This is a genomic window from Rhizobium tumorigenes, from assembly GCF_003240565.2.
GTDB classification, from domain to species: Bacteria; Pseudomonadota; Alphaproteobacteria; order Rhizobiales; family Rhizobiaceae; genus Rhizobium; species Rhizobium tumorigenes.
In genome coordinates this window covers 357,537-371,946 of the sequence record NZ_CP117258.1, presented here as the reverse complement: position 1 = coordinate 371,946, position 14,410 = coordinate 357,537, and the positions used below count along the sequence as shown (strand labels likewise).

Sequence of the window (14,410 nt, the reverse complement as noted above, 5' to 3'; positions counted from 1 at the left end):
GTGACCGACATCATCCTCACCGTCAGCGCCCTGAAGGCAACCTACAACAATGCTGTTTCAGCTCTCCACGGGGTGAACCTGACGGTTGGGCGTGGAGAGATCGTAGCCCTCCTAGGCTCAAACGGCGCCGGCAAATCAACGACGCTCAAGGCAATATCGAACCTGCTTCCGGCCCAGAGAGGACAGATTACCGAAGGATCTATCCTTTTCGAAGGTGTCGATGTCCTCAAAGTGAAGCCGTCCGAACTCGTCCGCAATGGATTGGTCCAAGTGCTTGAGGGCCGCCATTGCTTCAAGAGCCTTTCCGTCGAGGAGAACCTTATCTGCGGCGGAATCGGACGTGGCAGCAAACGCGCTGATCTCAACGACGATCTGGAAAAAGTCTACGTCCACTTCCCTCGGCTGAGAGAAAAGCGGCACACGCTCGCGGGCCTCACTTCCGGGGGCGAACAGCAGATGACAGCGATTGGCAGGGCGCTGATGGCGAGGCCTCGCCTTCTGGTGCTCGACGAACCGTCCATGGGGCTGGCGCCACTGGTTGTTCAAAGCATCTTCAGGACATTGCGTCAGATCAACCGGGACACAGGGCTGTCGGTTCTCGTCGCAGAACAGAACTCCACCGTCGCCCTAAAGTTTGCCGACCGTGCGTCGGTTCTCGAGAACGGCATTACCGTGCTCAGCGGCAAGGCAAAGGACCTCGCAGCGCGGAATGACATCAAGGCTTTCTATCTCGGCCACAAAGCGATTTCGACTGCACTGAATTCCCAAAACCCTATAGCCGCCGCCGTCGTCTAGACCCGACCGGCCATCACAAAGGAGACGTCCCATGACACTCTCGACCGTCAACACTGAGAATGCCGCCAAGGCGGTTCCCGCAATTCCGAGGCCCAGGACGGCTGCTCACATCATCAAGGACGATGTGGAAGCAATTGCGGTTGCCAAGGCGCTCGCGTCCGAATTCGTCAAGGAGTCCGCCAAACGTGACCGCGAACGGATATGGCCTGTGGCCGAGCTGGATGCATTTTCGCAAAGTGGCCTGTGGTCGATTAACGTCCCCAAGGCATTTGGCGGCCCGGAACTGTCCTACGCCACGCTCGCCAAGGTCATCGAGATTATCTCTGCCGCCGATCCGTCGATAGGTCAGGTTGCGCAGAACCATCTTGGCGTCGTTGCGGCCATCCGCACGGTTTCCGACAAGGAGCAACAGACTTTCCTGTTCGGCGAGGTTCTGAAAGGCGTCCGCTTTGGCAATGCGTTTTCGGAATACGGCTCGAAGCGAGCCGTGGATTTCGAAACGAAATTCGTCGACGAGGGCGACCATGTCGTCGTCAGTGGCAAGAAATTCTATTCCTCCGGCGCCCTGCTTGCGCATCTGGTGCCGATTGTGGCGCTCGATGACGAGGGGAGGGCATGGTATGCGATTGCCGAGCGCGACGCACCGGGACTGACCGTCATCGATGATTGGTCCTCTTTCGGGCAGCGTACCACACTGTCCGGAACAGTGCTGCTTGACAGGGTGAAGGTTCCCAAGTCGCATCTCGTGCCAGGATACAAAGGGTACGAGGTGCCGACGGCGGATGGGGCAATTTTCCAGATCATCCAGGTGGCCGTGGATACTGGCATCGCCCAGGCCGCAATTGATGAGACGGTCAGTTTCGTGCGAACAAAGAGCCGGGCTTGGGTGGACAGCGGCGTCGACAATGCCTGGGACGACCCATACACTATTCAAGCCATCGGCAGCTTGACGCTGCGCCTTCATGCAGCGCAAGCGCTTCTGGAAAAGGCTGGCTACGCAATTGACCGCGCCGTGGCCCATCCGAATGCAGAAACAGTGGCCGAAGCCCAGATCGTTACGGCGGAAGCCAAAATACTTTCGACCGAGATTGCTATCGAGGCCACCAATAAGCTGTTTGAGCTGGCTGGAACTCGATCGACCCTCGCCGAACATGGGCTGGATCGGCATTGGCGCAATGCCCGTACCCATACGCTCCACGATCCGGTCCGCTGGAAATACTCTATTCTCGGAAAGTACTTTCTCAATGGCGAAAAACCCCCGCTTCACGCGTGGAGCTAGTGCCGGTGGTCCTCGAGCACGGTGCCGGAAGGCACCGCGCCGGTGTTGTCCCTGGCATGCAGTATCGTTCAAATGGAATTGAAGGGCCGACCGTTCCACATCACTTCAAGGCGTGGAATAGCCTTTTGTGTTCAACTGTCGGGCTAGCATATGACGAAGGAACCATGCCCAGGCCCTCAGCGTCCTTTCCAGCCAATCGGCAACGAACGTGACAAAACACGCGATGGCCATGTGGACGAGTGCTGCGGTTACTCTCGGCCCACCAGGTGGTGGTAAAAGTGTCTAATCAGGACACGCGGGAGTGACTGCCCTTGCCCTGCGATCCCTCGTAAAAGTCCGGAAGTATGGCACGCAGCCGGGGCGTGGCGAAATCGAGGAACCGGCGCATCTTGAGTGCCATCTGACCACGTGCGGCATGAACCAGGCTCACCGGCGTTGGCTCCGGCTCGTAGTCTTCGAGGACGATCCGCAGCGTGCCAGCCTTGATCGCGTCCGCCACCTGATAATGCAGGAGGCGTGTCACGCCGACGTGGCGGATCGCAGCGGCAACTGCCGCCCCCGTGGTTGTCACGGACAGCCGGGAGACGATGGGAATGTCAATCGACGCTCCCGTTTTCGGGTTCCTGAGTTGCCACGACGGTGACGGCATTGGCCCATCGAACGTAACACAAGGCAGCTTCGCCAGGTCGCTCGGCGTCAGCGGCATGCCGTGTCCGGCGAGAAAATCCGGGCTCGCGCACACGACCGTGCGCATCGATCCGATCCCGGTCGCAATCATCGCACTGTCGGGAAGTTTTCCTATGCGGACCGCCATATCGACGTGATCCTCGACAAGGTGAACGTGGCGATCGAGCAGCAACAAACGGATATTGATCTGCGGAAAAAGCGCGAGGAAGTCGCTCACAACCGGCAAGACGTGCAGTTGACCGAACTGAACCGGCGCGGTGATGACAAGGTCGCCCTTTGGAACAGTAAACTCGCCAGCGGCTTCACGTTCGGCTTCTTCGACCTGATCGATAATCCTGCGCGCTGCCTTGAGGTAGGTAATACCGGCGTCGGTCAGATCAATCTTCCGGGTCGTGCGGATGAGCAGTTTTGCGCCGACCGCCGCCTCCAGATCGGAAATTTTTCGGCTGACGGTCGTGACAGGTAGGCGCAGCGAACGCCCTGCTGCGGAAAAGCTTCCCCGATCCACAACTTCGATCAGCAGCGACATCGCTTCCAGTCTGTCCATCTATCTTTCCAGATTATGGTAAGGTCATAACCGATATTAGCCGATTATGCAGCTGAATGAAATGGAGCATACCTCCTCCCGTCGAACCGGATGAGTTCGCAAACCAAAGGAGAAAGTCCATGTCCCGCATTGCGATCCCGACCCGCGACAATTCACCGGAAGCATCCAAGGCAACGCTCGATGCCGTCCACAAGCAACTGGGCGTCGTTCCAAATCTGTTCCGTCTCATCGGCGTCAGCCCCGCAGCGCTCACCGCCTTCACAAGCTTCCAGGGCGCTCTGTCCAAAACCCTTGACGTCAAGACCCGCGAACGCATCGCACTGGCTGTCGCGCAGGTGAACGGCTGCGGCTACTGCCTCTCGGCACACACCTATCTTGGGCTTAACCTTGCGAAGATCGGCCCGGAAGAAATCGCGCTGAACCGCAAGGGTGCCTCTGGCGACCCCAGGGCCAATGCAGCTGTGCAATTCGCCTTCAAGGTCGCGCAGCAGCGTGGCCATGTGAGCGACGCAGACATCGCCGCCGTGCGCGATGCCGGCTTTACCGACGCGCAGCTGGTCGAGATCGTGGCGCTTGTCGCCGAGAACAGCTTCACCAATTTCCTGAACGAAGTTGCCAAGACCGAGATCGACTTCCCTGTCGTCGAGGTCGATGCGGCAGCCGCCTGATGGCCTTGGCGGGCCGAGTGACCTCCGCTTGGCCCGCCGACTTCTTAAACTGGAGACCTGTCATGTCCTATAGCTTCCTCGACATCGCTGCGACACCGAGCGTCCGGGCTGCCCAGGCCGAGATGGGTGCCGATCACGTCTGGCAGGATTTCAAAGGTGATCGCGAGTTCGATCGGTTGACTGACGGCGAGGCCGCCTTCATCGCGGCGCGCGACAGCTTCTACATGGCGACGGTCTCCGAGACCGGCTGGCCGTACATGCAACATCGCGGTGGCCCGCAGGGTTTCCTCAGGCTCGTCGACGAACGCACGCTGGCCTTTGCTGACTATCGTGGCAATCGCCAATATATCAGCGTCGGTAACGTCGCCTCGAACGATCGTGCTTGCCTGTTCCTGATGGATTACACCCATCGTGCCCGTTTGAAGATCTACGCGCATGTCGAGATTGTTGCGTTCGACGCCGATCCGGTTCTGAGCAAGCTCGTTACCATTCCCGATTATCGGGCGAAGGCAGAACGCATATTTCGACTGCGGCTTGAGGCATTCGACTGGAACTGTCCGCAGCACATCACCCCGCGCTTCACGGAAGTCGAGGTGGCGGATGCGGTGCGACCGCTCCAGCAGCGTCTAGCGCGACTCGAAGCCGAAAACGCCGCCCTGCAAGCGCGGCTCACCTCCAAAGGAGAACGATAATGGACATTCAGCGTCCGCCGCTTCCACCCTTCACGACTGATACCGCGCTCGAAAAGGTGCGGCTAGCCGAAGACGGCTGGAACAGCCGCGATCCCGCCAAGGTGGCCACCGCCTATACTGTCGACAGCCTCTGGCGGAACCGCGCCGAGTTCATCCAGGGCCGGCAGGCCATTACAGCCTTTCTCGGACGCAAATGGCGCCGCGAGTTGGACTACAGGCTGATCAAGGAGCTTTGGGCCTTCCATGACAATCGAATTGCGGTGAGGTTTGCCTATGAATGGCGTGACGACAGCGGCAACTGGTTTCGCTCCTATGGCAACGAGAACTGGGAGTTCAGCGACGAGGGCCTGATGCGTCGCCGCCTGGCGTGCATCAACGATATGCCGATCCTCGATGCCGATCGTCGTTTCCACTGGCCGCTTGGAAGACGTCCCGACGATCACCCCGGTTTGAGCGACCTCAGTTTCTAGTCCGGTCGAACCGTTCACACTTCACGCGAATATCACCCCCGGACGCCAAGCGTTCGGCACCCATGGAGCATGCATATGACCCATCTTACCTATGGAACAGCCGATGTCGATGGCTATGAAGTCTTCTACCGCGAGGCAGGAGATCGCTCGAAGCCGACCCTGCTGCTGCTACACGGCTTTCCCACCTCCAGCCACATGTTCCGCGATCTGATACCGCTGCTGGCGCACCGCTTCCATCTGGTCGCGCCGGACCTGCCGGGATTCGGGCTCTCGGCGTTGCCGCCGCGGAGCAGCTTTGCCTACACCTTTGAAAACCTCGCCAAGATCATCGGAGGCTTCACGCAGGTGCTCGGCCTAGATCGGTTCGCGATCTATGTCTTTGACTACGGCGCGCCGGTCGGTCTGCGTCTTGCTATGGCTCATCCTGAGCGCGTCACTGCAATCATCTCGCAGAACGGCAACGCCTATCAGGAGGGGCTGAGCGACGGCTGGAATCCGATCGAGCGCTATTGGCGCGATCCGAGCGACGCCAACAGGCAGGTGCTGAGCGAAATGCTGACGCCAAAGTCCATCCGTTGGCAATATGAACATGGCGTGGGTGATCCAGCGACCATTTCACCGGACGGCATCGCGCTCGATAGCTGGTATATGGAGCGGCCGGACGCAGACGAAGTGCAGCTCGATCTGATGCTCGACTATGCAAGCAACGTCGCGCTTTACCCGGCCTTCCAAGCGTATTTTCGCAAGCACCAACCGAAGCTGCTCGCAATCTGGGGCAAGAACGATCCCTTCTTCCTGCCGCCTGGCGCCGAAGCGTTCAAGCGGGATCTGCCGGACGCGGAGGTTCGCTTTCTCGATACGGGGCATTTCGCACTCGAAACGCATGCCGGTGAAATCGCAGATGCAATCACTGACTTCTTGAATAACTGATAGCTGCGCACCCCGTCGGCCAAGCGGCCCGGCGGGGTGTGTCGAAATTATCCGAAGCCGAGATTTTACCACGCACGGGCGAAAGTTTCCTACGGCTCCGCGAAGGCGCCCACAAAGGGGTTGAGAAAACCACAGCGCCGGTTGGACAGTGCGATAATCGTTTTCCGAAGTTGAACCTTTCTGCCCGCAGAAGGAAACACGGCGCGTGTGAAGGCCTCGAGCAGAAACACGATCGTCCATAGGGCGCGAGAAGTGCGGACCACAATCGTCTACGTGCGTCCCGATGCTTCGCCGGGACTGAGCAGATTTCGCTGTTTTTTACTTGTGAATCTTCCCCATGAACTGAAGGACCAACGAAGCGATTTCGTCGTTTTTCTCGTCCAGGCTAAAATGGCCTGCGTCCAACACGTGGATCTCTGCATCCGGGACGTCGCGTCTATACGCCTCTGCGCCAGGAACGATGAATGAAGGATCGTTCTTTCCCCAGACAACTAGCGTAGGCGGCTTTCGGTCCCGGAGCCAAGCCTGCCAGATCGGGTAGGAGGAGACGTTGGTTCGGTAGTCGTAGAACAAATCGGCCTGTATTTCACGCTGTCCGGGTCTCAAGAGATGGGCATATTCGTCTGTCCAGGTATCGGGATTGTAGCGTTCCGGATGCGCCGATCCGGCCGTGTGACGCTGTTCCGCTGCGGCGAGCGAGATGAAGGTCTCGAAGACTCCTGAGTTCGCCTGTCGATCGGACCAGTATTTGGCGATGGTCGCCCACTTCGGACCAAGTCCCTCCTTGTAAGCATTGGCATTCTGGACAATCAGCGCATCGACCCGCCCCGGATTTGCCAGCATGACGCGGAACCCTACCGGGCCACCATAATCATGGACGAAAAATGCTGCCTTGGTGACGTTCAACTGCGTAAGGAAATGATCTGTCGTCTCGGCCAGATGATCGAAGGTGTAGGCGTACTGCGAAGGAGCCGGTGCATCGCTTTGACCGAACCCCGGGAAGTCCGGCGCGATGAGATGATAACGTGTAGCGAGGAGAGGAAGCAGCGTATCGTATTCCCGCGAAGACGAAGGGAAACCATGCAGGAGAACGATGGTTGGTGCATCCTGCGGGCCCGCTTCCCGGTAGAATATATTCACGCCGTCTACATTCGTCCGGTGATAGGTGGTTGTTGCTGTCGTGGATTCCAGAGCGCATGCCTGGCTTGCCAGTAGCACCACTGTGACGGTTGAGAGGATTTTCTTCTTCATGATTTTTCGCCTTCGACAGAACTGAGGGCCGGAACTTCGCCCGGCATTTGCTTTGATAGTGCAAGGGCTGCTGTCGCCTCGACGGGAGGCAGCCCCTTTTGTGCCGCCTTGCTTGGAACCGTGCGCCAGGCCCGACCTTGATTTCGGTAGCAACCTGCGTTGCTTCATCGTCAAGGACGGAGCGACCGGCGTCGATGCGCTCTCATGTTGAAGTCATCACCACCGGCTGGTTTACCTCGCTGGGCTTCGGCGATGGCTTGACATGGGTCATCCCGGTTATCAGCCGCGCTCCGCGTTCGAAGGTCAGGTAGCTCCAGAGCCAGTTGGCGCCAACAACGATGCGGTTGCGAAACCCCACCAGAAAATAGATATGTGCGGTGGACCAGAGGAGCCAGGCAATCATACCCGACACCCTGAATGAACCTATTTCCGCAACGGCGCGCTTTCGCCCTATCGTTGCGAGATTGCCCCAGTTTCGATAGCGAAACGCGGGAGGTAAACGGCTGCCGGTAAATTGTGCACGAAGTGTGAGCGCGACATGCAGGCCTTCCTGCTTGGCGGCAGGTGCTACCCCAGGGACGGGGCGGCCGCTCGCGTCGATCAGAGTTGCGGTGTCGCCGATCACGAAAACGTCCTGGTGTCCGGGCACGCTCAAATCTGCCGTGACTTTGACGCGGCCGCTTCGATCGGCATCGACCTGTAGCCATTTGGCTGCATCCGAGGCTTGTACCCCGGCCGCCCAAATGACTGAGGACGTCAAAATTCTTTCCTCGCCAATTGTTACGCCATAATCTCCGATGTCCGTCACGCGGCCACCCAATCTCACCACGACCCCCAATCCCTCGAGCGCCTTTCGCGCGGCATCCCCGAGGCTGGCTGGAAAGGTGGCAAGCAAGCGAGGACCGGCTTCGACCAGGATAATCCTGAGGCAGGTGCGTGTGATGAAGCGAAAGTCCATTTCCGCAGCATGCCGCGTCAATTCGGCGATGGCGCCGGCCATCTCGACACCCGTGGGGCCTCCACCAACGACGACAAAGTTTAGGAACTCCTCCCTGTCCGGCAGGCTCTCCTGGCGAATGGTTTCGGCACGCTCCATGGCGAGAAGAATCTTCCGTCGCACAAGCGTTGCATCATCGAGCGTCTTTATCCCCGGTGCAAACCTGGCCCATTCGTCCCGTCCGAAATAACTGTGGCGCGCGCCGGTGGCGATCACCAACGCGTCGTAGTCAAGTCCCGAGCCATCCGAGAAGGCAACGCGCTTGTTATCGGCGTCGACGCCCGACACCTCCGCGAGAAGCACGCGCGTATCTTTATGGCGCTTGACGATCGCGCGAATGGGGGCGGCGATATCAGCCGGGGACAATCCCGCCGTCGCCACCTGGTAGAGAAGCGGCTGGAACACGTGATGGTTTTGTCGGTCGATCAAAGTTACTATCGCGCCCGATCCCGCCAATCCCCGTTCGACAGCAAGCCCGCCAAACCCCGCTCCGATGATGACGATGTGAGGTTTCGACGCCTTGTTCAATCTGCTTTCGGTCGGTTGCATGGTCTTGTTCTCCGGGGAGTTGTGATAATGCTCACTCCGGCGATCGTTGCGATCTGGTTACAAGATAACGATGCTCACGGCGTATGGAATTCATGTCGTTGCCCGACTTCTATTCACTTCAAAAGAAGTTCAGGATGGTCCATGACAAAGCCACCCTCTCTGTTTGAAAAACTCGATGCGCTGAAGAATGCCTCGTCGTGGCGAGGCCTGTACGACGAATTCGTGGAGAGACTACGCATTCTGAATGTAGGCGCACAGGCGCCGCGCCAAGGCGACCGTTTTCCAGATATCGTGCTGCCTGATCACCTTGGTCGACATCGGACGCTCGACAGTCTTCTGAGGCAAGGGCCATTGGTGCTAAGCTTCATTCGCGGTGGGTGGTGTCCCTATTGCGCCAGCGAATTGCAGGGCCGGCACGCCGCGTTGCCATCTCTCGAGAACGCTGGAGGCAAACTTGCGATCGTTTCGGGAGAGTTGCAAGGCCGAAGCCGATTGCTGGCCGACAAAGTTGGATCAGGGGCGATAGCACTTTGCGATGTGGATCATGGACTAGCCCTGCAACTCGGGCTTGCGTTTCATCTCGGGCCGAAGATGTTTGCCGCCTATGAAGGCTACGGCGTTGACTTCAACGATCTTTATGGCGGCATCGCGGGCATACTCCCGGTGCCGGCAACCTTCGTCATAGGACAAGATCGGACAATCGAGTTTGCATACGCCGAGCCTGATTTTCGGCTACGTGCCGAACCGGAAGACGTCGTAGATATAGTCGCCTCACTCAGAGGCTGACTCTTCGACGTTCCAGGATCGAGCCCGGGATGCGCGCACGAAAGCACTTGCCGCAGCAGATCGGCGCCTTCCAGCAATCGCGGCCAGAGAGACCGCCTTGGACGCCTCAACTCCCGCAAGCCGTAAAACGACCATCCGCGACCGCTCACGCGGCGGGGGCACGAAGGCACTTCCAAACCCGGCTAGAACAAGCCGACGAAGGTGGGCCGGGCTGTCGGCCCGGTGACGAAAAACTGGCTCGAACCCCGCAGCTTTGGCAGCATCACGGAGAGCCACTGCTCCATCGCCGCAATATTCGATCCACAGTTCGTCCCGCACATCTTCAAGCGTCACGGTTTCGTTGGTTGCAAGCGGATGTTCCGCTTTGGTGAGCATGTGGTAGATATGATCGAACAGCACCCAGGCCTCCAGCCTTTCGGGCTTGTTGTCCGGCACCTCGACAATAAAGAGATCAAGCCTGCCTTCCATACCGAGCTCGATCATATCCTCGGAGGACCCGCTCGACAGCGTGAGCTCGAAACCCGGAAGGCTGGCGCCAATTTCTGCGATCACCTCATCCAGGACATCGTTGTCGATCGTACTGGCGACGCCAAGTCTCAGGGGTGCTACCTGTTCCTTTCCAATTTCTCGCGCCAGCATCTTGGCGGCTTGCGCTGCTTCAAACGTCCGTTCCAGATGCGGCAGCATCTGCTCGCCGAGAGCGGTCAAATGGGTGCGGGAACGTTCGCGGTGGAAAAGAGGTCCGTCAAACTCTTCCTCAAGCTTTTGGATCGCACGCGTCAACGATGGCTGAGTGACATTACATTCCTCGGCGGCGCGCGTGAAATTCAAGTTTCGCGCCATCGCCAGAAAATATTGAACCTGGTGCATCTCCATCAGCCGAATATGGCACAGCTCCGTTGGGAATACAGCAGCCTTGAACAATGCGGTCGCAAGCAAGCGGTCTGCTCGGCATGCCTGCCCCGCTATTTTCACTGCCGCCAACCCCTGAAAAATGCTTAACGCCGCCTAAAGTCTATTTCAATCAATAGCTTAGAGTTCGACGATTGACTATACACGGGGCGCATCAAACCCATGCATGCCAGTGACGTTCTCATGCCTTGGCTATTGAGCCAAGCTGATCCGACAAGACGAAACAATCATCTTGTGGGAGACCGTTTAAATGGCCACCGTCATCAAGGGTTGTTCATCCAGGCAACCAGCATCCGAGGCGTCCGATCTCTGGGGCGATCTCATGGCTGCCGCCCAGCGAGGCAATGGCGGCGCTTATACCCGATTGCTCACCGAAATCGATGTCTGGCTATGCCGATATTACGCAAGACGCTTGCCACCGTCATTCGTCGAGGATGCCGTGCAAGATACGTTGCTGACTGTCCATGTTCGCCGACACACCTACGAGCCTGGTCGCCCATTCAAGGCATGGCTCTCCGGTATCGCGCGCTACAAGTGGATCGATCGCCTGCGCGGAATGGCGCGCGATCCGGCAGCGCCCGGCGCCGAGGACCTTGGAGATGACATTGCCATCGAAGATCATGGCACCGCAGTCACAAGCGCCGTCTACCTGCAAGAGTTACTCGCCAAGCTCAAGCCCGCCCAGTCGCAAGTCATTAAGCTCGTCAAGATCGATGGCCTGACGATTGAGGAAGCAGCCGAACTCACGGGCCAATCGGTGGCGCTGGTGAAGGTCAATATCCATCGCGGCCTGACGACGCTGAGCGGCATCGTCGCAGGTCGCCCGGGATAGAGGGATTAAACCCGATCCAAATTTCTTACCAACGCAATACCCGCGGACCGACGATTGAGCCGAACACGGTGGTAATCCCAATTCCGAGCGAATACCAGACGAGCACAAATCCGGCGCCATTTTCAGGGCAGGCCAAAGCATAGATGCAGGTTGCAATTCCTCCTGCGACCAGTCCTGCAAGCGCCCCAGCAGTGCGCAGTTGCACAGGAGCCTGTCGGCGAACAGCCCAGCAGGCACCGGCCAAGACAGGGATCGACAGGCAGGCGATGCGAAGCGGGCATTGCTGCCAACTGGCTCCGAGCCAAAGGGACCTTGTGTCGATGTTGGCTGCCGTTACCGTTTGAAATAGAGCGAGAGCGGCGATCAAGAGTAACGTTGTCGCAAGCCAGCGGCGCCGGGCTGGTACAGGGCTGCCGGGTTTAAGCATCGGCACCAACATGGATGCTGCGATCGCGGCCAGCGAAAGCGCGTATGCCGCCTTCATCAAAAGCGGTAACCCGTGGCTGAAGCTGAACAGTCCAGGCTGGACGCCATAGATCAGAATCACGCAGATCAGCGTCACTCCAGCGCCACAGCCCAAGCCGATCAACAAGTCGTTGCGGGTCTTTCGAGGCGAAATCGGTGTCAATTCGCCGGCTAGTTTTTGAATGAGATCGGGCGTTTTCATTTCAAGTCGCTTTCAGCGAGCCTTGTTTGGCCGGTATGAGGACCTTAAGGGACGTCTTGAGCTCTACGTTTTGAACGGACGCGGTCCCACAGGAAGGAACGACGCCCGTCGCTGCACATTCTTGACGTCATTCTCCGAACTGTCGTCGAATGAAATGGTCAACAGAGACGCGTCCTGGTCCCCATGCCATGATTCCCAATGCCATCGCTGCCCAGGTGATGTGGATCGGCCATCCGTCCGGCACTGTCAACTCCACAATCAACGTCATGAACAGTAGCCCCGTTGCGGCAAACCGGGTGGCCAGGCCGATCACCAGCAGGATTGGGAACACGATCTCTCCGGTCCCTGACAGGAAGGCAAACACGGCGGGGGCGGGGAAGGGATAGGGGCCTCCGGGGAGATGGATCATGAACTCGTCGGTGAACAGCGTGATTGCCGTATCGTTAAGCTGCAAAAAGCCGTCCCATTTCAGCATGCCCGATTTGAAAAAGGGTACGGAAAGCGCAAAGCGCAGCACGAACTGGACGACGTCTGGCTGTGCAATGGCCTGGACAAGCGTTTTCGCACGAACAGCCAACATGACGATCGGGCTGCGGCTTCTCTCGCCCGCCAAAATCCCATTGTTCATTTCCATTGCAGATCTCCATCCTTGATTGAGACGAACACTCCAGCATCGAGCATGCCGGCAATGTTGGCGGGTAAGTCGAAATTGGAGGCCACCTCGAGGGCGGCAGATACAGCCGATCCAAGTGGATCGCCCGCGATCAATCGTGTCAGGAATGTCACGCCGCCGGGGGGAAGATGGCGGACGATTACGTCATGTCCCGGCCGCGTGATAAGCGCGTCCTGCGCTTGGCCGGCATCGATCAAGCGGGCGTGACCCTCTTCACGGTTGGCGACAAAGATCGAAATAGCGGAAAAGCGAGAGCAGGTGATCCGGACCGCTGGATGAGGCACGAATACCGCTTCCGCTAGTCTATCGGCAGGGATGGATCCGAATGCCGTCGCTGCAATAGGCGCGGCATCGGCTGCGTGATAGCAATCCAGCCAGGCACGTTCGAGCCGGGCGACATCTGCCAACCACGGTAACGACTGCGCGTACTCATAGCGCTCGATGAAATCGGGAAATTCCCGCCCGTATTCGAACAGCAAAGGTGAGGAAGGCGGGGTTTCCCGAATATGGAAGCGTGCCATTGCCCGAAAGAACTCAATGCCGGTGAGACGCTGGACGGCGGGGTAGATCGAGACGAGGGCCTCTATCAAGCTCACCGTCACATTGTTTCGATAGACGTTGTATCGTTTGTCGGCAGCCTTTCCATTGGGCCCAATAACGCCGTCGGGCGTCGGACATTCTGGATCCACCAGAGGTGATGAGAACATCGCACCGAAATCCGGAGTTAGTCCGTCCGGCGCCATGTGGTCAGCGCGTTCCATAGGAGCCTCCGACAGTCGCGACACGAGCGTGGCGATCAAGGATCTGCTGGGCGGCCATCGCCTCGCCTTTGAGGATCTCCCAGTCCGGGATGTTGCTATCCCATTCGACAAGGGTGGGAATTGGTCCACAGCGCCTGAGGACGATGTCGAACAATCTCCAGATCGCATCCGCTACCGGGCCGTCATGGCTGTCGATGAGGAGCAAATCACCCTCGTCGTCGGTCTGTTCCGCATGGCCTGCGAGGTGAATCTCTCCGACGCGCTCAAGCGGAAAGTCCGCCAAGTAGTCGAGAGCCGAGAAGCCGTGGTTGATCGCGGATACGAAAACATTGTTGACGTCGAGCAACAGGCCACAGCCGGAACGCTTTGCGACTTCACGAATGAAATCAGTCTCGCTCATGCTGGATGCGCTGAACGCCACGTAGGTGGAAGGATTTTCAAGGAGGATAGGTCGTCCGATTGCCTTCTGCATTTCGTCGATGTGCGAGACGACCCTGGCCAGGGTCGCCTCCGTATAGGGAAGCGGCAGCAGATCGTTGAAATAGGTTGTCTCATGCGTGGACCATGCCAGATGCTCGGAGACCAGAGCCGGCTCGTACCGCTCGACGAGGGCGGCAAAGCGCGCCAGATGTGTCGGGTCGATCCTTTGAGGGCCGCCGATAGACATCGAAACGCCATGCAGCGAAATTGGATAGTCGCGTCGGATTCGTTCGAGCGCCCGATGGGGCGGTCCTCCCGCACCCATGTAGTTCTCGGCGTGGACTTCGAAGAAGCCACCGTCGGGCTGCTCGGCGAGGATAGCCTCGAGGTGTTCGTGTTTAAAGCTGGTACCTGCCAAACTTGTAATCGGGTAGGGCGGAAAGCGGAGCTTGGGCAGTGCCTGCGGGGTGTCCAATTTCAGGATCGCATTCATC

General features: G+C 58.5%; 16 protein-coding genes. 8 read left to right on the top strand and 8 right to left on the bottom strand.

Features of this window, described 5'->3' with window-relative positions; all coding sequences use genetic code 11:
* Together PR017_RS25315 and PR017_RS25310 are read left to right on the top strand one after the other, a co-directional pair.
* Positions 1-795, top strand: a complete 795-nt coding sequence (locus PR017_RS25315; RefSeq protein WP_111221454.1) for an ABC transporter ATP-binding protein — start codon at positions 1-3, stop codon at positions 793-795.
* A gap of 31 nt (positions 796-826) precedes the next feature.
* Positions 827-2,074, top strand: a complete 1,248-nt coding sequence (locus tag PR017_RS25310) for an SfnB family sulfur acquisition oxidoreductase (protein ID WP_111221455.1) — start codon at positions 827-829, stop codon at positions 2,072-2,074.
* 286 nt (positions 2,075-2,360) lie between these two features.
* Here PR017_RS25310 and PR017_RS25305 read toward each other — a convergent pair whose 3' ends face one another.
* Positions 2,361-3,308: a LysR family transcriptional regulator gene (locus tag PR017_RS25305; RefSeq protein WP_111221456.1), complete on the bottom strand. Its 948-nt coding sequence runs from the start codon at positions 3,306-3,308 to the stop codon at positions 2,361-2,363.
* A 119-nt stretch (positions 3,309-3,427) separates the two neighbouring features.
* Between PR017_RS25305 and PR017_RS25300 the strand changes: the two genes are divergently transcribed.
* The 4 genes from PR017_RS25300 (at position 3,428) to PR017_RS25285 (ending at position 6,068) form a co-directional block, all read left to right on the top strand.
* Positions 3,428-3,976 carry a carboxymuconolactone decarboxylase family protein gene (locus PR017_RS25300; protein WP_111221457.1) on the top strand — a complete coding sequence of 183 codons (549 nt, stop codon included), beginning with the start codon at positions 3,428-3,430 and terminating at the stop codon, positions 3,974-3,976.
* 62 nt (positions 3,977-4,038) lie between these two features.
* Positions 4,039-4,668 (top strand): pyridoxamine 5'-phosphate oxidase family protein, encoded by a 630-nt coding sequence (locus tag PR017_RS25295; RefSeq protein ID WP_111221458.1) that lies wholly within the window; start codon positions 4,039-4,041, stop codon positions 4,666-4,668.
* Positions 4,668-5,138, top strand: a complete 471-nt coding sequence (locus PR017_RS25290; RefSeq protein WP_206423206.1) for a nuclear transport factor 2 family protein — start codon at positions 4,668-4,670, stop codon at positions 5,136-5,138. Before PR017_RS25295 ends, PR017_RS25290 begins: the two co-directional genes overlap by 1 nt.
* A gap of 75 nt (positions 5,139-5,213) precedes the next feature.
* A complete protein-coding gene (locus PR017_RS25285; protein ID WP_111221460.1) occupies positions 5,214-6,068 on the top strand; it encodes an alpha/beta fold hydrolase in 855 nt (284 codons plus the stop codon).
* Between the two features lie 318 nt (positions 6,069-6,386).
* Here PR017_RS25285 and PR017_RS25280 read toward each other — a convergent pair whose 3' ends face one another.
* Complete coding sequence (locus PR017_RS25280) at positions 6,387-7,319, bottom strand: alpha/beta fold hydrolase (protein WP_111221461.1); 933 nt, start codon at positions 7,317-7,319, stop codon at positions 6,387-6,389.
* 202 nt (positions 7,320-7,521) lie between these two features.
* Complete coding sequence (locus PR017_RS25275) at positions 7,522-8,865, bottom strand: NAD(P)/FAD-dependent oxidoreductase (protein ID WP_111221462.1); 1,344 nt, start codon at positions 8,863-8,865, stop codon at positions 7,522-7,524.
* 141 nt (positions 8,866-9,006) lie between these two features.
* Between PR017_RS25275 and PR017_RS25270 the strand changes: the two genes are divergently transcribed.
* On the top strand, positions 9,007-9,651 hold the full coding sequence (locus PR017_RS25270) for a peroxiredoxin-like family protein (RefSeq protein WP_279619570.1): 645 nt from the start codon (positions 9,007-9,009) through the stop codon (positions 9,649-9,651).
* Here the strand turns inward: PR017_RS25270 and PR017_RS25265 are convergent.
* The gene (locus PR017_RS25265; protein ID WP_111221464.1) at positions 9,637-10,590 is read right to left on the bottom strand and encodes a LysR family transcriptional regulator; all 954 of its coding nucleotides are present in this window, start codon (positions 10,588-10,590) and stop codon (positions 9,637-9,639) included. The two genes, PR017_RS25270 and PR017_RS25265, sit on opposite strands and share 15 nt — an antisense overlap.
* A gap of 223 nt (positions 10,591-10,813) precedes the next feature.
* On the opposite strand from PR017_RS25265, the gene PR017_RS25260 reads away from it, so the two are divergent.
* Positions 10,814-11,395 (top strand): sigma-70 family RNA polymerase sigma factor, encoded by a 582-nt coding sequence (locus PR017_RS25260; RefSeq protein WP_240539072.1) that lies wholly within the window; start codon positions 10,814-10,816, stop codon positions 11,393-11,395.
* Positions 11,396-11,420: 25 nt separating this feature from the next.
* Here PR017_RS25260 and PR017_RS25255 read toward each other — a convergent pair whose 3' ends face one another.
* The 4 genes from PR017_RS25255 to bufB all read right to left on the bottom strand — a co-directional run bounded on the left by PR017_RS25255 (position 11,421) and on the right by bufB (position 14,409).
* Positions 11,421-12,062 (bottom strand): NrsF family protein, encoded by a 642-nt coding sequence (locus tag PR017_RS25255; protein ID WP_111221465.1) that lies wholly within the window; start codon positions 12,060-12,062, stop codon positions 11,421-11,423.
* 127 nt (positions 12,063-12,189) lie between these two features.
* Positions 12,190-12,690 (bottom strand): DoxX family protein, encoded by a 501-nt coding sequence (locus tag PR017_RS25250; protein ID WP_111221583.1) that lies wholly within the window; start codon positions 12,688-12,690, stop codon positions 12,190-12,192.
* The gene (locus PR017_RS25245) at positions 12,687-13,496 is read right to left on the bottom strand and encodes an HvfC/BufC N-terminal domain-containing protein (RefSeq protein ID WP_240539073.1); all 810 of its coding nucleotides are present in this window, start codon (positions 13,494-13,496) and stop codon (positions 12,687-12,689) included. The genes PR017_RS25250 and PR017_RS25245 overlap by 4 nt, the downstream gene beginning before the upstream one ends.
* Positions 13,483-14,409, bottom strand: a complete 927-nt coding sequence (gene bufB / locus PR017_RS25240; protein ID WP_111221466.1) for an MNIO family bufferin maturase — start codon at positions 14,407-14,409, stop codon at positions 13,483-13,485. Before bufB ends, PR017_RS25245 begins: the two co-directional genes overlap by 14 nt.
* Between the last annotated feature and the right edge of the window lies 1 nt (position 14,410).